General features: G+C 73.5%; 12 protein-coding genes and 1 pseudogene. 7 read left to right on the forward strand and 6 right to left on the reverse strand.

Features of this window, described 5'->3' with window-relative positions; genetic code table 11:
- Positions 1-64: 64 nt before the first annotated feature.
- A complete protein-coding gene (locus tag AB0K00_RS16865; protein ID WP_363521544.1) occupies positions 65-1474 on the forward strand; it encodes a S28 family serine protease in 1410 nt (469 codons plus the stop codon).
- A gap of 82 nt (positions 1475-1556) precedes the next feature.
- On the opposite strand, the gene AB0K00_RS16870 is transcribed toward AB0K00_RS16865, so the two are convergent.
- From AB0K00_RS16870 to AB0K00_RS16880, 3 genes are all read right to left on the reverse strand, one after another.
- Complete coding sequence (locus AB0K00_RS16870) at positions 1557-2141, reverse strand: hypothetical protein (RefSeq protein WP_363521547.1); 585 nt, start codon at positions 2139-2141, stop codon at positions 1557-1559.
- An 88-nt stretch (positions 2142-2229) separates the two neighbouring features.
- Positions 2230-3168: a S41 family peptidase gene (locus AB0K00_RS16875; protein ID WP_363521550.1), complete on the reverse strand. Its 939-nt coding sequence runs from the start codon at positions 3166-3168 to the stop codon at positions 2230-2232.
- Between the two features lie 155 nt (positions 3169-3323).
- On the reverse strand, positions 3324-4310 hold the full coding sequence (locus AB0K00_RS16880) for a glycosyltransferase (protein WP_363521553.1): 987 nt from the start codon (positions 4308-4310) through the stop codon (positions 3324-3326).
- An 82-nt stretch (positions 4311-4392) separates the two neighbouring features.
- Between AB0K00_RS16880 and AB0K00_RS16885 the strand changes: the two genes are divergently transcribed.
- Genes AB0K00_RS16885 through AB0K00_RS16895 form a run of 3 tightly spaced genes read left to right on the forward strand, consistent with a single transcriptional unit; the run spans position 4393 to position 7108 of the window.
- Positions 4393-5157: an SDR family oxidoreductase gene (locus AB0K00_RS16885; protein WP_363521556.1), complete on the forward strand. Its 765-nt coding sequence runs from the start codon at positions 4393-4395 to the stop codon at positions 5155-5157.
- On the forward strand, positions 5157-5945 hold the full coding sequence (locus AB0K00_RS16890; RefSeq protein ID WP_363521558.1) for an SDR family oxidoreductase: 789 nt from the start codon (positions 5157-5159) through the stop codon (positions 5943-5945). Before AB0K00_RS16885 ends, AB0K00_RS16890 begins: the two co-directional genes overlap by 1 nt.
- On the forward strand, positions 5945-7108 hold the full coding sequence (locus AB0K00_RS16895; protein WP_363521561.1) for an acyl-CoA dehydrogenase family protein: 1164 nt from the start codon (positions 5945-5947) through the stop codon (positions 7106-7108). Before AB0K00_RS16890 ends, AB0K00_RS16895 begins: the two co-directional genes overlap by 1 nt.
- A gap of 24 nt (positions 7109-7132) precedes the next feature.
- On the opposite strand, the gene AB0K00_RS16900 is transcribed toward AB0K00_RS16895, so the two are convergent.
- Positions 7133-7897, reverse strand: coding sequence for an alpha/beta fold hydrolase (locus AB0K00_RS16900; RefSeq protein ID WP_363521563.1), 765 nt, complete (start codon positions 7895-7897; stop codon positions 7133-7135).
- A gap of 49 nt (positions 7898-7946) precedes the next feature.
- Between AB0K00_RS16900 and AB0K00_RS16905 the strand changes: the two genes are divergently transcribed.
- From AB0K00_RS16905 to AB0K00_RS16915, 3 genes are read left to right on the forward strand one after another with little or no spacing between them, the layout of a single operon-like run.
- Positions 7947-9119 carry an acyl-CoA dehydrogenase family protein gene (locus AB0K00_RS16905; protein WP_363521566.1) on the forward strand — a complete coding sequence of 391 codons (1173 nt, stop codon included), beginning with the start codon at positions 7947-7949 and terminating at the stop codon, positions 9117-9119.
- The gene (locus tag AB0K00_RS16910; protein WP_363521569.1) at positions 9116-10648 is read left to right on the forward strand and encodes a long-chain fatty acid--CoA ligase; all 1533 of its coding nucleotides are present in this window, start codon (positions 9116-9118) and stop codon (positions 10646-10648) included. The genes AB0K00_RS16905 and AB0K00_RS16910 overlap by 4 nt, the downstream gene beginning before the upstream one ends.
- Positions 10649-10658: 10 nt before the next feature.
- Positions 10659-13448, forward strand: a complete 2790-nt coding sequence (locus AB0K00_RS16915; RefSeq protein WP_363521572.1) for a LuxR C-terminal-related transcriptional regulator — start codon at positions 10659-10661, stop codon at positions 13446-13448.
- Between the two features lie 30 nt (positions 13449-13478).
- On the opposite strand, the pseudogene AB0K00_RS16920 reads toward AB0K00_RS16915, so the two are convergent.
- Together AB0K00_RS16920 and AB0K00_RS16925 are read right to left on the reverse strand one after the other, a co-directional pair.
- Positions 13479-14311 (reverse strand): annotated as a pseudogene (locus tag AB0K00_RS16920) (serine hydrolase domain-containing protein).
- A 1094-nt stretch (positions 14312-15405) separates the two neighbouring features.
- Positions 15406-15939 (reverse strand): hypothetical protein, encoded by a 534-nt coding sequence (locus AB0K00_RS16925; RefSeq protein WP_363521575.1) that lies wholly within the window; start codon positions 15937-15939, stop codon positions 15406-15408.
- Positions 15940-16999 lie beyond the last annotated feature (1060 nt).

Here is a 16999-nt window from a genome sequence, read left to right on the forward strand (position 1 = left end):
GCGAGGGGCGCAACCCTCGGTAGCGTGCATCGACGGACTCAAAATCGTCGATAGGAGCCACAGCATGACGCGCTTCAGGCGTGCACTGTTGTCGATGGCGTTACTGCTCGGCCTGGTCGGTGCCGTCGGGGTCGGGAGCCCCGCCGCCGCGGCAACCGACATCCGCGACCAGCTCGAGGCGGCGCCGGGCGTGACCGTGCTGGAGGAGCAGCCGGTCGCCGCGCCCTACCGGTTCTTCATCCTGAGCATCACCCAGCCGGTCGATCACCTGCGACCCTCGGCCGGCACGTTCCAGCAGCGGTTCACGCTTCTGCACCGGGGCACGGACCGGCCGACGGTGCTGCACACGACCGGCTACAACGTGCCGGAGTACGCGTTCCGCTCGGAGCCGACCCGCCTCATCGACGGCAACCAGCTCTCCGTCGAGCAGCGGTTCTTCACCCCGTCGCGGCCCGAGCCGGCGGACTGGTCGAAGCTCACGATCTGGCAGGCCGCCACGGACCACCACCGCATCGTCGCCGCCCTCAAGCGGATCTACCCGCAGAAGTGGATCTCGACCGGGGCGAGCAAGGGCGGCATGACCTCGATCTACCACCGCCGGTTCTACCCGGCCGACGTCGACGGCACCGTCGCCTACGTCGCACCGCAGGACGTCATCAACCCCGAGGACTCCGCCTACGACCGGTTCTTCGCAGGAGTCGGCACCGCCCAGTGCCGGGCGGCCCTGGACGCGGTGCAGGTCGAGGCGCTGCGCCGGCGCACCGAGCTCGTCGCCCGCTACGAGGCGTGGGCGGCGGAGAACGCGCGCACGTTCAGCATCATCGGCAGCGCCGACAAGGCGTTCGAGTTCATGGTGAACGGCACGACGTGGGCGTTCTGGCAGTACAGCCTGGAGAGCGACTGCGTGGACGTGCCGGCGGCGACCGCGTCCAGCGACGACATCTGGGGATGGCTGGACCTCATCTACGGCCTGGACTCGAACACCGACCAGGGCGTCAGCCCCTACATCCCGTACTACTTCCAGGCCTCCTACCAGCTGGGCTACCCGGACGTGACCCTGCCGCACCTCGCCGGCCTGCAGCACTACCGGGGGCAGGACCGCGCGCAGTCCTACATCCCGCGTGAGCTCGTCCCGCGCTTCCAGCCCCTGGCGATGCTCGACATCGACGCCTGGGTGAAGCTGTCCGGGCGGCGGCTGCTCTTCGTGTACGGCCAGAACGACCCGTGGGGTGCCGAACCGTTCCGCCTCGGGCCTGGCACGAAGGACTCCCTCACGTACACGGCCGTGGGCTGGAACCACGGCGCGAACATCGGCCGGCTGACCGCGCCCGAGGCGGCCACCGCGACGGCGGCCGTGCAGCGCTGGGCGGGCGTGCCCGCACCGGCGGCGGCGTTGACCGCGGCGGCACCGTCCTACATCCCGTCACTGGACGACCACGACCCGGCCCTGGACCGGCGGTTCAACCGCAGGTAGTGCTGGGACAGGCCCGCCCCGCGTCCTGCGGGGCGGGCTCAGTCCGGCGGCGGGGCGGTGCTGCGGCGTTCAGGCGGCCCGGTCAGGACGCGGACGGCGACGGGGCGGGGGTCGTTGCCGGCGGCGTGGGGAACGGCTGCTTGCGGAATCCGTCCCCGGGGCGGATGCGCTTCGGGTCGCCGCGCTCGCCGTCGCGGACCATCGGGCCACGGGGGCCGCGGTCGTCGCGGGTGATGCGGCCGCGGTCGTCGCCGCGATGGTGGTCACCGAACACGGCGACCCCGGCGGCGACGATGCCGGCGCCCAGGCAGCAGCCCAGCACCAGGCCGGCCGCGCCGACGAGCACCGGGACCCGGACCCGCGACTGCCGCAGCCGTTCACCCGTCGTGTACGGCCGCCCCGGACCGGCCGGCCCCGGGGGCGCCGGGGCCGGAGCCGCCGCGGCCGGGGTCGCCGCGGGGGCCGGTGCGGGTTCCGCCGCCCAGACGGGCTCGCCGGGAGTCGGATCGGCGGGCGGCGGACTGGCTGCCGCCCGCTCGGCCGCTGCCCGCTCGGCCGCCGCCTGGTCCGCCGTGGTCCGGTCGGCCGCGGCGGCGGTCGGGTCGGGGGTTGCCGGGGTGGCGGCCGTCCGGTCGGGGTCGTCCGGGAGTGGCTTGGTGTCGCTCATGAGTGGTCCTCCGGTGCGGGGGGATGGTGGCCGGCACCCGCCAGCATCACCCCCGCACCTAAGAGGCCCGGTCCGCGTGATTAAGAGTTCAATGAGAAAACGCGGAAAGTGCTTCCCGGGCCTCGGCCAGCACGGCCTGTGACGTGTCGGTGGTCACGACGTGCTCCAGGGCCAGGCGGTACGCCACCTGCAGAGCCTCCCCGGCGGGCATGGCGATGTCCGGCTCGACGCCGGCGCCCTCCCAGTTGGTGCCGGTGACCGGGTTGATCGAGCGGGCGTGCGGGACCGCGACCTCCAGCGTCGCGGAGACCGGGAACCGGGCGGTCGGGTGCGCGCCGCCGCGGGTCGCCTCGCCGATCAGCGTCGCCCGGCGCAGCGCCTTGAGGTTGTAGGCGAACTCCTCGCCGCCGGAGAAGGTGAACGAGCTGGTCAGCACGTAGACGGGCCGGTCGAGGTAGCGGCGGCCCGGCACGTACGGCAGGACCCAGAACTGCCGGGTGCGGGTGGTGTCGCCGTCGTAGATGTCGTTGAGGTGGGTGTCGGAGTCGGGGAACAGGTAGCTGTTCCACAGCTGGACGCCCTCGGGGTCGCCGCCCTTGTTGCGGCGCAGGTCGAAGATCAGCGCGCCGGTGTGGGTGACGAGCTCCATCGCGGCGACGATCGCGGTGCCGCCGTCGCCGGGGGAGGCGACGCCACGCAGGTCGATGTAGCCGACGTTGCCGTCGAGGCGCTGGACGGCGGCGATGTGGTGGTTGCCGAGCCGCTGCGCCTCCGCCCAGGCGGCCTCGGTCTCCGACTCGGTGGTGGCGGCGCGGTGGTCCGGCGAGCGGACGAGCAGCCGCAGGTGCTTGTCGCCGCTGGTGGCGAGGAACAGTTCGGTGACGCGGGCCGCGAGGGTCTCGTCGTCGAGGCCGTCGTAGTCGCCGGCGGCGGTCCGGGCCTCGACGGCGGCGATCACGCTGGCCGCCGTCTCGGGGAAGATGTAGTGCTGCCGCACGAGGTCGAGCGCGGTCTTCAGAAGCTGCATGGGTCGATCCCTTTCGATACTCAGGTCACTGGTCGCAGGGCCAGGCGTGAGCAGACCGCCTCAGTGGCGGGAGGTGACGCCTGGTCGGTCACAGGTGCGGTCCATGGCGGTCACCTCGCTTTCAGGATCGGTTCCGCAGCAGTATGCCACACCAGTTACGCGTAGTCGGGCAGGCGGCGGGCGACCTCGGCCGGTGACGGCATGCGGGCGATCTCGGCGGCGATCTCGCCGGCCGCGTCGCGGAATCCGTCCCCGGCCAGCAGGGCCCGGACGTGCGAGGCGATGGCGTCGGCGGTCACTTCGGCGGAGCGCAGCTGGAGCCCGGCGCCGGCCTCGGTGACCGCGTCGGCGTTGGCGAACTGGTCGGCACCCTGCGGCAGGAGCAGCTGCGGCACGCCGGCGGCCAGCGCGCCGAGAGTGGTGCCGCTGCCGCCGTGGTGCACCACGACGCCGGCGCGCGGCAGGAGCTGCGCCTGCGGCACCCACGACGAGACCGTCACGCCGGCCGGGACCGCACCGAGCTCCTCCGGCGGCACCCGCCCGGCGGCGACGACCACGGTGACGCTCAGCCGTGCCAGCCCTTTGATCGCGGTGGTGAGCAGCGCGGCGGTGCCGAACGCGGTGCCCAGCGTCAGGTACACCAGCCGGCGTGCACCCCGATCGACGGCCGGGGCGCCGTCCGGGAAGGAGAACGGCACCGGGCGCAGCTCGATCCGGTCGCCGGCCGTGAGGAAGTCCTTGTCCTGCAGCGACGGCGGGCAGATGTCCAGGTGCGGGCGGCGGGGGACGGCGGTGTCGGGCAGCTGCAGGCCGATCCCGGGCGGGATCATGCGGCCGAAGCCGTGCCAGAGCCCGGGGATGCCGGCCCGCTGCGCGGCGATCGCCGCCCCCGGCAGGCCCCACTCGTGCACGACCAGGTCGGGGCGCAGCCGGTCGAGCTCCGGTGCCAGGTCCTCGGCGTAGATCTCGTAGAAGGCGTCGGCGGGCCGGAACGGCCGCAGCCCGAGCGTGGCCAGGGGCGGGTGGACCTCCTCGCCGGCGGCCCAGTGCACCTCGTGCCCGGCGTCGCGGACGGCGATCGCGAGGGGGATCAGCGGGTAGGTGTGGCCGACGGAGCCGAGGCTGGCGAAGAGCACGCGCACCGGCCCAGCTTGCCAGTTGACGCCCGCGACGAAAAACATACACTCCAAGTGCACATACTCCCGCGGTACCGAGAGGAGTGGCATGAGCACGCAGGAAGGCCGGCTGGTCGGCCGGGTCGCCCTCATCACCGGCGCGAGCCGCGGCATCGGGTTCGGCATCGCCCGGCGGTTCGTCGAGGAGGGCGCCAAGGTCTGCATCACCGCCCGCAAGCCCGACGCCCTCGCCGAAGCGGTCAGCGCCCTCGGCGGGCCGGTCAACGCCGTCGCCGTGGCCGGCCGCACCGACGACCCGGAGCACCGCGCCGAGGCGGTGCGGCACGCGGCGGACCTGTTCGGCCCGCCCGACATCCTGGTCAACAACACCGGCATCAACCCCGTGTACGGCCCGCTGCTGGAGCTCGACCTCACCGCCGCCCGCAAGATCTTCGAGGTCAACGTGCTCAGCGCGATCGGCTGGGTACAGGAGGTGTTCCGCAAACCGCCGGAGCGCGGCGGCGTGGTCATCAACGTCTCGTCGGTCTCCGCCGTGCACCCGCCCGCCGGCATCGCCTTCTACGGCGTGACCAAGGCCGCGCTCAACCACCTCACGTCCTGCCTCGCGGTCGAGCTCGCGCCGGCGGTCCGCGTCAACGCCGTCGCGCCGGCGGTGGTGAAGACCCGCTTCGCGGCGGCCCTGTACGAGGGGCGCGAGGAGGAGGCCGCCGCGCAGTACCCGATGCGCCGTCTCGGCCTGCCGAGCGACGTCGCCGGCGCGGCCGCGTTCCTCGCCTCCGACGAGGCGAGCTGGATCACCGGGCAGACGCTGATCGTCGACGGCGGCGTCACCCTGGCCCGGCGGGCCGGCTGATGGCCGCCGGTCTCGCGCTCAACGGCGCCGCGGTCGTCATCACCGGCGGCGGCTCCGGGATCGGCGCGGCGCTCGCCCGCCGCTTCGCCGCGCTCGGCGCCCAGCTCGTCGTCAACGACCTCGACACCGACGCCGCCCGCCGGGTCGCCTACGAGATCGACGGCCTCGCGTTCTCCGGCGACGTCGCCGACCCCGACGAGGTCGACCGCCTCGTCGACTTCGCCTGGGACAAGTACGGCGCGCTGGACCTGTTCTGCGCCAACGCCGGCGTCGCACCGGGCGGGGACGCGACCGCACCCGACGCGATGTGGCAGCAGGCGTGGCAGGTGAACGTCATGGCGCACGTGTACGCGTCCCGGGCGCTCCTGCCGCGCTGGCTCGCCAAGGGTCAGGGCCGGTTCCTCGCCACGGTGTCCGCGGCCGGCATGCTGACCCTGCTGGGCAAGGCGCCGTACGCGGTGACCAAGCACGCCGCGTTCGCCTACGCCGAGTGGCTGCGCGTCACGTACGCACACCGCGGCATCGTCGTGCAGGCGCTGTGCCCGCAGGGGGTGCAGACGCCGATGCTCGCCCGTGGCAACGGGCCCAGCCGCGGCCTGCTGGACCGCACCGCGCTCACCCCGGAACAGGTCGCCGACCACGTCGTCGAGGGCCTCGCCGGCGACCGGTTCCTGATCCTGCCGCATCCCGAGGTCGCCACGTACTACGCGCGCCGCGGCGAGGACCCGGACCGGTGGCTCAACGGCATGAACCGGCTCCAGCAGAAGATCGACCAGGGACGGCTCTGATGGACTTCAGTTTCGACGCGGTGACCAAGGCGTACCGCGAACGGCTCCTCGCCTTCATGGACGAGCACGTGTACCCGGCCGAGGCGCATCCGGACCTCGACGCGCTGCGGCGAACGGCGCGGGACCTGGGGCTGTGGAACCTGTTCCTGACCGGCGAGCACGGCCCGGGTCTCACGAACCTCCAGTACGCGCCCCTCGCCGAGATCATGGGTCGCAGCCCGTCGCTCGCCCCGGCCGCGCTCAACTGCGCCGCACCCGACACCGGCAACATGGAGCTCCTCGCCGAGTTCGGCACGCCGTGGCAGCGCGAGCAGTGGCTGGAACCGTTGCTGGACGGGCGGATCCGCTCGGCGTTCTGCATGACCGAGCCCGAGGTCGCGTCGTCGGACGCCACCAACATCGCCACCCGCATCGAGCGCGACGGCGACCAGTACGTCATCAACGGCCGGAAATGGTTCGCCACCGGCGGCATGAGCCCGCGCTGCGAGATCTTCATCGTGATGGGCCGGTCCGATCCGGGCGGGCCGAAGCACCGGCAGCAGAGCATGGTGCTCGTGCCGCGCGGCACCCCCGGCGTGACCGTGGTGCGTGGCCTGCACAGCTTCGGCTACGACGACGGTGACCACGGCGGTCACGCCGAGATCGAGTTCGCCGGTGTACGGGTCCCGGCCGGCCACCTGATCGGCGGCGAGGGCGACGGGTTCGCGATCGCGCAGGCCCGGCTCGGCCCGGGCCGCATCCACCACTGCATGCGACTCATCGGCATGGCGGAGCGGGCGCTGCAGCTCATGTGCGAGCGCGTCACCAAACGGGTCGCGTTCGGCCGGCCCCTGGCCGAGCAGGGCGTCGTGCAGGACTGGATCGCGGAGTCGCGGGTCCGGATCGAGCAGGCGCGCCTGCTGGTGCTCAAGACCGCGTGGCTCATGGACACCGTCGGCAACCAGGGCGCCCACACCGAGATCCAGGCGATCAAGATCGCCGTACCGTCCACTGTGGAGTGGATTGTCGACAAGGCGATCCAGGCGCACGGCGCCGCCGGCGTCAGCCAGGACACGCCTCTTGCGGGGTTGTGGTCCAGGGCCCGCACGATCCGCATCGCCGACGGCCCCGACGAGGTGCACCGCCGCTCGCTTGCCCGTCGCGAGCTGCGCCGGTACCGGTGAGCCCCGCAGCTCGGCCGGCGCAGTTCAGCCGGCTAGGAACTCCACGAGTGCCGGCGCGTACGCGGGGGCCCGCAGCGCGGTCATGTGGTCGCCGCTCACCACCCGCCACCGGGCGCCGGGGATCGCGCCGGCGAGGACCTCGGGCCGGGCGGCGAGGGCGTCGTCCTGCCCGACGAGCACGAGCGTGGGCGCGGTGATCCGGTCCAGGGCGATCGGGGTGTGGTGCGCCGCCTGCACCTGCGCCGCGAGCGCGGCCCGGTCGGCGCCGACCGCGTCGGCGAGCAGGCGGAACGCGGCCGCCGGCGACGCCTCGACCGCCGCCGGCGACGAGGCCAGCAGCACCGCGCTGACCTCGGCCGGCGGCATGACGCGGGTGTCCAGGCCGCCGAGCTCCACGACGCCGGCGCCGACACCGGACAGCACGAGCCGGCGGACCCGCGGGTCGGCGGCGGCGAAGATGGCCGACACGACCGCGCCCATCGAATACCCGACCAGGTCGACGCTCGCAAGGCCGAGCGTGTCGAGCAGGCCGCCGAGGTCGCGGGCCATGACGGCCTCGCCGTACCGGGCCGGCTCGTGCGGCTTGCCGGAGGCGCCGTGCCCGCGCGCGTCGAGGGCGACGACCCGGCGGCCGGCCGCGACCAGGGCGCCGACCACGCCGGGACCGACGAAATTGACGGTGGCGTCGACGACGAACCCGTGGTGCAGCACGACGGGCGGCAGCGGCGAGGGCAGGCCCCACACCTGGTAGGCGATACCGACACCGTCGAACGAAGTGAACGTCTCCATGTCGGCGAAGATTAGTGCACTCGAAGTGCAAATAGGAGAGGTGGCAGCGATGGATTTCTCGCTCAGCGACGAGGAGAAGGCGATCCGGGACACCGCCCGGGCGTTCATCCACAAGGAGGTCGCGCCGCTCGAGCAGGAGGTGCTGCGCCGCGAGCGCGAGCACCGGCCCGGGCTGGAGCGCGGTGAGCTGCGCGAGCTGCAGCTCAAGGCGAAGCAGTTCGGCTTCTGGGGACTGTCCACGCCGGAGGAGTACGGCGGAATGGACCTCCCCGCGGTGCTGCAGTCCCTGGTCTGGACCGAGGTCGGGCGGTCGTTCGTGCCGTTCCGCTTCGGCGGCGAGGCCGACAACATCCTGTACTTCGCCAACGACGAGCAGCGCCGCGAATACCTGGTGCCCACCATCGAGGGCGAGCGGATCTCCTGCTTCGCGATCACCGAACCCGGCGCGGGCTCGGACGCGGCGAACATCACCTTCAGCGCCCGGCGCGACGGCGACGACTGGCTGCTCACCGGCGAGAAGACGTTCATCACCAACGGCAACGACGCCGACTTCACCATCGTCATCGCCGTCACCGACAAGGACCAGGACGTCCGCAAGGGCGGCGCGACCGCGTTCCTGGTCGACCGGGCGATGGGCTGGCGCTCGGAGTTCATCCAGACGATGGGCGAGGGCGGCCCGGCGTCGCTGGTCTTCGACGACGTCCGCGTGCCCGGCCGCAACGTCCTCGGCGAGATCGGCCAGGGCTTCGACCTCGCGATGCGCTGGATCGGCAAGGGCCGCTACGTCATCCCCTCGCACGCGATCGGCATCGCGGAACGCACCCTGCGCATGGCGATCGAGCACGCCAACACCCGGCACACGTTCGGCCGGCCGATCGGGCAGAACCAGGCGATCCAGTGGATGATCGCGGACTCCGAGGTGGAGCTGGAGGCGGCCCGCTGGCTGGTGCTGCGCGCCGCCTGGACCGTCGACCAGGGCATGGACCCGCGACACACGTCGTCGATGGCGAAGCTCTACGGCGCGAACATGGTCAACAATGTCGTCGACCGGGTCATGCAGATCCACGGCGGCATGGGGTACACCCGCGAGCTGCCGCTGGAACGCTGGTACCGCTCCGTGCGGCTGCTGCGCATCTTCGAGGGCACCGACGAGATGCAGCGCATGATCATCGCGCGGGACCTGCTGCGCGGCTTCACCCAGATCGGCGGGCACCTGGCATGACCGCCACGTTGTCCCTCGCGGCCATTCTTGCCGAGTCTGCGCGGCGGTACCCCCAGCGCATCGCGGTCGTGGACGGCGCTTCGCGGGTCAGTTACGCCGACCTGTGGCGGGAGGCGCTGAGTGTTGCGGCGGCCCTGCGGGACCTCGGGGTGCGGCCGGGTGACCGGGTGGCGCTGCAGTGCCCGAACACGGTGGACTTCCCGCGCGCCTACTACGGCATCCTCGCCCTCGGCGCGGTCGTCGTGCCGGTTCACCTGCTGCTGACGGCTTCCGAGGTGGCGTACACGCTGCGCGACAGCGGTGCCCGGGTGCTGGTCTGCCATCCCGCCGTGGCCGCCACCGGGTCCGCCGCCGCAGCGTCTATCGGAGTGGCGGTGGTCGCGCCGGCGGATCTCGTGAATGCCGAGCCGCTGCGCTCCTACGCGTCGCGCCGCCCGGAGGACCCGGCGGTCGTGCTGTACACCAGCGGTACCACCGGCCAGCCCAAGGGTGCCGTCCTGACCCACCTGAACCTGGTGATGAACGCGACCGTCAACGTGTTCGACGCCAACGACGCCCGCCCCACCGACGTGGTGCTCGGCTGCCTGCCGCTGTTCCACACGTTCGGGCAGACCGTCGGCATGAACGGCACGTTCCGCCTCGGCGCGACCCTCGTCATGCTGGCCCGGTTCACCGGTCCGGCCGCGCTCGAGCTGATGGTGCGCGAGGGCGTCGACGTGTTCCACGGCGTGCCCACCATGTACCTGGCGCTGCTGGACGCGGCGGCCGCCGTGGCCGAGCTGCCCCGCCTGCGACTGTGCATCTCCGGCGGGGCCTCCCTGCCCGTGTCCGTCCTGGAACGGTTCAACGCCGCGTTCTCCACGTCGATCTTCGAGGGGTACGGCCTGTCGGAGACCTCCCCGACCGCCACCACCAACCAGCCGCACTTCGGCACCCGCGCCGGCACCGTCGGCCACGCGATCTGGGGCGTGGAGGTGGAGATCGCCCGCCCGGAGCTCGACGACCAGATAGAGCTGCTGGGGGCGGGCGAGCTGGGCGAGATCGTCATCCGCGGGCACAACGTCTTCGCCGGGTACCTCGGCCGGCCCGAGGACACCGCCCTGGCGGTCGTCGACGGGTGGTTCCGCTCCGGCGACCTCGGCACCAAGGACGCGGCCGGGTTCGTCACGATCGTCGACCGCAAGAAGGACATCGTCATCCGCGGCGGGTTCAACGTGTACCCGCGGGAGGTCGAGGAGGTCCTGGCCCGCCACCCCGGCGTCGGGCAGGTCGCGGTGATCGGCGTGCCCGACCCGGTGCACGGCGAGGAGATCTGCGCCGTGGTCGTCGCGGCGTCGCCGTCCGCGCCGCTGTCCGCCGAGGAGCTCATCGCCTGGTCGAAGGAGCACCTGGGGCGGCACAAGTACCCACGTCAGGTCAGGTTCGTCGACTCGTTGCCGCTAGGGCCGAGCCACAAGGTCCTCAAGCGGGAGCTGCGCCGGGCCGTCGTGTCATCCCGACCCCCTTCCATTGGTGTTACCGAGGCGTAACACTGGCGACATGGTTAGTGCATTGACCGTGCAGAAAGTTTCGTTGCGAGGCCGCGACGCCGACCGTGCCGCCATCGCGACCCTGCTCGCCGCCGCCGCCGAGGGGCACGGGGGAGCCCTGGTCGTCGCCGGCCCGGTCGGCATCGGCAGGTCCGCCCTGCTCGCCGCCGCCGTCCCGGCTTCGGGCCCGGCCGCTGTCCCGGCCGCTGCCGCGGCCTCGGCTGCGGCCGTCGAGCTGAGCGTGGCCGGGTGCCCGGCGGAGACGGGGCTGCCGTACGCCGGGCTGCACCGGCTGCTCGCCGGGGCGCTGCCGTTCCCGCGGCCCGGCTGCCACGACGGCGCGGCGCCGGACCGGCTGACCGCGGGGCTGGCCACCCTCGCCGCCCTGCGTGCCCTGGGCGGCAAGGCCCGCGGGCCGGTGGTGTGCCGGATCGACGACGCGCAGTGGCTGGACCGGCCGTCGCTGGACGCGCTCGCCCTGGCCGCCCGGCGGGCCGGCGGCGACCGGATCGCGCTGCTGTTCGCGCTGCGGGACACGCCGGGGTGCGCCGGCAGTGAGGCGTCGCTGGCCGGCCTGCCGTACCGGCGGCTCGCGCCCCTGGACCTGCGCGACAGCCGCGACCTGCTCACCGACGCCGTGCCGGACCTCGCCGGCGACGTCGCAGGGGTCCTGGCGGGCATGGCGGGCGGGAACCCGCGCGCCCTGGTCGAGCTCGCCGGCGCGCTGCACGCCGAGCAGCGCCGCGGCCAGGCCGCGCCGCCCGACACGCTGCCGCGGGACAGCCCGCTGCGCCGGGAGTACCGGGCCGTGCTGCGCGCGCTGCCGGACGCGACCCGCCGCGTCCTGCTGCTCGCCGCGACCGCTGCCCTGACCGCGGCACGGTCACCCGACGGCCGGCCCGGCTGCGACGTGGCGGTGCTCCTCGCCGCCGGGCACCAGCCGGCCGACCTCGCCGCCGCCGAACGGGCCGACCTCGTCCACGTCGATGACGGCCAGGTCCGGTTCGTGCCGCCGCTGTTCGCCCCCGTCCTGTACGCCGAGGCCGCCCTCGGCGAGCGGCACGCCGCGCACCGCCTCCTCGCCGGCCTGCCGTCGGGAGAGCCCGGCGCGACCCTGACCGCCGCCCTGCACCTGGCCGCGGTCGCTGACGGCCCGGACGACGCCCTCGCCGGCGTCCTCGCGGATGCCGCCGCCGACGTGCCGCCGGCGCTCGCCGCCACCGCGCTGCGCCACGCCGCCGCCCTCACCAGCGCGCCCGTCCTGGCCGCGTCCCGCACCCTCGCCGCGGCCCGGCTGGCGTGGCGTGGCGGCGAACCACACCAGGCGCGAATGCTCCTGCGGTCGGTGTTCGCCCCCGGCGTACCGGAGCATCTGCACGCCGAACGGGAACTGCTGCTCGGCGAGATCGACCTGCGCACCGGCGCGAGCGGCGGCGAGCAGCACACCCTCATCGCCGCCGCGGGCCGGCTCATCGCCCGGGACCGGCAGCGCAGCCTCGGCGCGCTCATGCTCGCCGGCGAGGCCCTGCTCGCGACCGGCCGGCACGACCAGTTCATCGCGCTCGCCGGCCGGGCCCTGCGGCTGCGCCGCCCCGACGACCCGATCGGCGCCGTCCTGCTGTTCGAGCACCTCACCGGGGTGTCGGCGCTCTTCTCCGGCGAGCCGTCCCGCGCCGTCGAGCCGATGCGGCGGGTCCTGCACCTCGCCGCCGCCGTCGACGACCCGCCGACGCTGGTCCGCGCGGCCGGCGCCGGCATCCTCATCGGCGAGGACCAGCAGGCGTACCGGCTGGCCGTGCGGGCCGCCAGGCTGGCCGGCGGCGCCGGCGACCGGGCCAGCGTGCCGCACGCCCTCGACCTCGCCGCGACGGCCGCGTTCGCGCTCGGCGACCTCGACCTCGCCGTCGCGACCGCCACCGAGGGCCAGCGCCTCGCCGCCGCCACCGGGCAGGACGCCGTCGCCGACAACTGCCGCGGCATGCTCGCCGTCGTGCTCGGCATGCTTGGCGACGGCCCGGCCAGCCAGGCGTGGGCCCGCCGCTGCCGGGCCCGGGCCGGTGTCGACGTCGACAGCCAGGCCCGCGCGATGTGTGTCTGGGCCGCGGCCCTGCTCGACGTCGCCGAGGGCCGGTACGCCGACGCCGCCGGCCGGCTGTGGGGCGTGATGCGCACCGCCGGCGGCCGCGGGCACCTCGGCGTGCAGATCCCCGCGACCCCGACACTGGTCGAGGCGGTCGCCCGCTGCGGCGACCGCGCCCCGGCCCGCCAGATCCTGTGGGCCTACGACCTGTGGGCCTCCAGCACCGCGAACCCGACGTGGCTGGCGCTGTCGGCGCGCTGCCACGCCCTGCTCGCCGACACCGAGGACGAGGCGGACGCCCGGTTCCGCGAGGCGATCCGGCTGCACCTGGCCGGCGACTCACCCTTCGCCCGGGCCCGCACCGAACTGCTCTACGGCGAGGAGCTGCGCCGCCGCCGCCACCCAGCCGCGGCCCGCGAACACCTGCGCCGCGCCCTGGCCACCTTCGAACAGTTCGGCGCGGCACCCTGGGCCCAGCGCACCGCCGCGGAGCTGCGCGCCGCCGGCGACCACGTCGCGCCGATGGTCGTCGAGGAGGCCCGGCCGGCCCTGACCGCGCAGCAGGCCCGCATCGCGGAGCTGGTGGCCGGCGGGGCCACCAACCGCGAGGTCGCCGAGGTGCTGTTCCTCAGCCCCCGTACCGTCGATCACCACCTGCGCAACATCTTCACCCGGCTCGGGGTGCGCTCCCGGACCGAACTGGCGAAGGTGGTGTCCTGACCTCGTTCGATTCAGCTGGCTTCGCTTGTTTCAGGTGCACCTGGCTTCGCTTGTTTCAGCTGCACATGACCTCGTCGAGCAGGCGCATGATCCGGGTGTCCAGTAGCGGCCGCAGCCCGTCGGGATCAGGAAGATGCCCAGCCCGTACCGGATGCCGGGCCGGATGTCCTGGAACGTCTCGGCGAGCACGGTGCGGTGCAACGCGGCCTGCTGGGCGGGCCGCAGCAGCCGCCCGTCCTGCAACGCCCGCCAGAACCGGGCGAGGTCCGCGGTGGTGCTCACCAGCCCACCGGCCGCGTCGGCCGCGGTCGCGTTGAACTCGGTGACGTCGATGAGCGCCGCACCGGGCGCGAACTGCTGGTAGGCGCGGGCGGCCCGCGGCGGCAGGCTCTCCTCGTCGCCGGGGAAGAACGTCCCCCGCATCCCGAGCGGCCCCTGATCCGCCGGCGCACCTGCTCCGCCCACGACTGCCCGGTCACCGCCTTGATGACCATCCCGGCGAGCACGTAGTTGGTGTTGGAGTAGTCCCAGTGCTTGCCTGGCGTGAACGCGGGCGGATGCCGCATCGCCATCGCGACGAGGTCCGCCGGCTCGTAGTGGTCGAACCGGTGCGCCAGGAACCCTTCCGCGGTCCCGAGCGCCGCCATGTCCTCGGTATAGTTGGCGATGCCGCTGGTGTGCTGCAACAGCTGCCGCACGGTGACCCGCCGCCCGTCGTTGCCGTTCCCCGACACGACACCGGGCAGCCACCGCTCGACGGTGTCGTCCAGCGCCAACCTGTGCTCCCCGACCAGCTGCAGCACCACCACCGACACGAACGTCTTGGTGTCACTGCCGATGCGGAACGCTCCGGCCGCCGGCATCGGCGCGCCGGTCGTACGGTCGGCGACCCCGCTGCGCGCTGCCGTGCCTTGCCACCCGACCGACACCTGCCCCTGAGTGCCGACCACCCCCAGGTCCCGCAGGTCGTCCAGCGCACTCTGCAATTGCTGCCCGGAGCCCCCTTCTGCGGCCACGGCGCTACTCGCGTCCACAGTGGACACCAGTAGCACCGCGGCAACCGCCGCCACCACGATGTGTGCCGTTCTTCCGTTCACGACGCCCCGCGTATTTGTGCGACTCCGTCCACGCTACGAAGTGCGTCGATTCCTGAACCAGCCCGCCAACCCGCCTGTCGATGGTGGTGCTGACCCCACGATCGGACTGGACACGGAAGTGTGCGGGTTCGAGAATGGAGGGGCGGCGCCTACCGGGGGGAGGCGGCACATGCCACGACCGTATTTCTCTTTGGAAGCACCGGATTCCGGGTCGACCACGCCTGTCGGGTCGATCGACTGGGACGCTCGTCTCGCCGCACAGACGGCCGAGTGGCAACGCCGCCGCGAGGCGAAGTTGCGGGTGAGGGCGGAGTTCGCCGAGGCCCGCGCACATGGCCTGGCAGCCCGCCACGCGACAAAACTGGCCCGCCTGCGCAGCACCCGAGCACTGGTGGAGACCCACACGCCGGAGCCTGCGGTTCGCCCCGCGCCTGCGGTGCCTGCGCCTGCGGTGCCCACGCCGCGAAGGCCTGCGCCTGCGGTGCCCACGCCTGCAATGCCCGCGCCACGAAGGCCGGCGTCTGTGGTGCCCGCGTCTGCGGTGTCCGCGCCGCGAAGGCCAACGCCTGCCATGCCCGCACCTGTGATGCCCGCGCCGCGACGGCCAGTGCCTGCGGTGCCTGCGTCTGCCGGGCCAACGCCGCGACAGCCGGTGCCTGCGGTGCCTGCGTCTGCGATTCCCGCGCCGCGAAGGCCAGCGTCAGCCGTGCCTGCGTCTACGATGCCCGCGCCGCGAAGACCAGCGTCAGCCGTGCCCACATCTGCGGTGCCTGAGACTGCGCGCCCCACTTCGCCATCGGTGATCTCGGCGCACGCATCCGCGGTCGTGCCCCCTGCGCCCGCGCTGCCGCCACCATCACCTACGCCGCCACCGCCACCGGCATCGCCAACGCCATCGCCATCGCCATCGCCATCGCTGCCACCGGCATCGCCAACGCTGCCATCGCCATTGCCATCGCCATTGCCATCGCCGCCGCCACCGCCGCCATCCGCACCGAAATTGCCATTGCCATTGCCATTGCCATTGCCATTGCCATCGCCACCGGCACCGGCACCGGCACCGCCACCGGCACCGCCACCGGCACCGGCACCGGCACCGGCATCGGCATCGGCATCGCCAACGGCACCGCCAACGGCACCGCCAACGGCACCGCCAACGGCGCCGTCGCCGCCTCGGCTGCCACTGGCACCGCCGCTGCTACCGGCGTCGCAGCTACCACCACTGCCACCGCCGCCGCCACTGGCAACGACGCTGGTGGCATCGCCGATGCCACCCGCACCGCCTTCGCCGCCACCGGCATCGCCTTCGCCATGGGCACCGCCACCAGCACCGCCACCAGCACCGCCGCCGTCGCCGCCGCCGGCAATGCCATCATCGGCATCGGCATCGGCATCGGAGGCGGCTGCGGGTTCGGCGGCGGCTTCGGCGACGGCTTTGGCCCAGGCGCCTGCGTCCGACGACGCGGCACACGTATCTGCGAACGTCGCGCCCGGCCGTTGCGGCGACACTCCGGGGCGGCCGCAACGACATCCCATGCCTGCCCGGCAACATCGGCATCGTCGAGACCCTGTGCACCGGGCCGATGTGGGGTTCGGTGCGTCACGACATGGACGGAGTGCGGCGGCGGGCACAGCGGTTGCGTATTCCCTGGCCGGTCCGCTCACCGCGGGCTTGCCGAGAGGGCCTCCGCGTGGCGGGTGCGGGACATTGCCATGGCGGTGCGGTCGGCCGTCGTGGTCATCGCGGTGCGGTCTTGCCGGTCCGGTGGCGAGTCCGTGCCGACGTCGGGCTGCGCCGCGGCATCGGTCCCGGTGAGATTCGGGCTCTCCGGCGGCCGCGAGACGACCCAACGCCGGGTAGCGCGGGTGTGTGCCGTTCCATGCCGGGTGGTGCGGGTTGTGCATCGTCCCCACGCCCGGTGGTGCGGGTTGCGTGCCGGTCCATGCCCGGTGGTGCCGCCCTCATGCCGGTAGTCCGGCCTCACGCCGGGTGGTGCGCCGCCTCCACCGCCCAATGGTCCGGCCTCATGCCCGGTGGCGTGCCGCGGCCCCACGCCCAGTGGTCCGTCCTCATGCCCGGTGGTGCCGCCCCCATGCTCAGTGGTCCACCCTCACGTCCGGTGGCGTGCCGCGGCCCCATGCCCAGTGGTCCGGCCTCATGTCCGGTGGTGTGACGTGGCCTCACGCCTGGTGGTCCGGCCTTATGTCCGCCCGGTCGCGGGCTGCGTCCCGCGACCAGGCTTGCCGTGCACCATGCCCGGGCGGCGGGTCGAGCCCCAATGCCTGGTGGTGCGGGGGCGGTTTGGCGTCGTGGTGCGGTGAGGGTGGCGGGCGACGACTACGTCGGTGGCGGTGTCGGGGAGCGGGGCGCAGGCGATTCCACCGATGCGCGAAAGGGGGTGCGGTCGGCAGGCTCTTCAGGTGCGGTCCCGCCTGGTCGTACCCCTGTTGTCC

The sequence above is a fragment of the Dactylosporangium sp. NPDC049525 genome, from assembly GCF_040676755.1.
GTDB lineage: Bacteria > Actinomycetota > Actinomycetes > Mycobacteriales > Micromonosporaceae > Dactylosporangium.

Bases quoted from the DNA above. Each gene is read 5' to 3' on its own strand.
- AB0K00_RS16915 (WP_363521572.1), top strand. From the start codon at position 10,659: ATGGTTAGTGCATTGACCGTGCAGAAAGTTTCGTTGCGAGGCCGCGAC.
- AB0K00_RS16865 (WP_363521544.1), top strand. From the start codon at position 65: ATGACGCGCTTCAGGCGTGCACTGTTGTCGATGGCGTTACTGCTCGGC.
- AB0K00_RS16905 (WP_363521566.1), top strand. From the start codon at position 7,947: ATGGATTTCTCGCTCAGCGACGAGGAGAAGGCGATCCGGGACACCGCC.
- AB0K00_RS16895 (WP_363521561.1), top strand. From the start codon at position 5,945: ATGGACTTCAGTTTCGACGCGGTGACCAAGGCGTACCGCGAACGGCTC.
- AB0K00_RS16925 (WP_363521575.1), bottom strand. From the start codon at position 15,939: ATGCCGATGCCGATGCCGATGATGGCATTGCCGGCGGCGGCGACGGCG.
- AB0K00_RS16870 (WP_363521547.1), bottom strand. From the start codon at position 2,141: ATGAGCGACACCAAGCCACTCCCGGACGACCCCGACCGGACGGCCGCC.
- AB0K00_RS16900 (WP_363521563.1), bottom strand. From the start codon at position 7,897: ATGGAGACGTTCACTTCGTTCGACGGTGTCGGTATCGCCTACCAGGTG.
- AB0K00_RS16910 (WP_363521569.1), top strand. From the start codon at position 9,116: ATGACCGCCACGTTGTCCCTCGCGGCCATTCTTGCCGAGTCTGCGCGG.
- AB0K00_RS16890 (WP_363521558.1), top strand. From the start codon at position 5,157: ATGGCCGCCGGTCTCGCGCTCAACGGCGCCGCGGTCGTCATCACCGGC.
- AB0K00_RS16885 (WP_363521556.1), top strand. From the start codon at position 4,393: ATGAGCACGCAGGAAGGCCGGCTGGTCGGCCGGGTCGCCCTCATCACC.
- AB0K00_RS16875 (WP_363521550.1), bottom strand. From the start codon at position 3,168: ATGCAGCTTCTGAAGACCGCGCTCGACCTCGTGCGGCAGCACTACATC.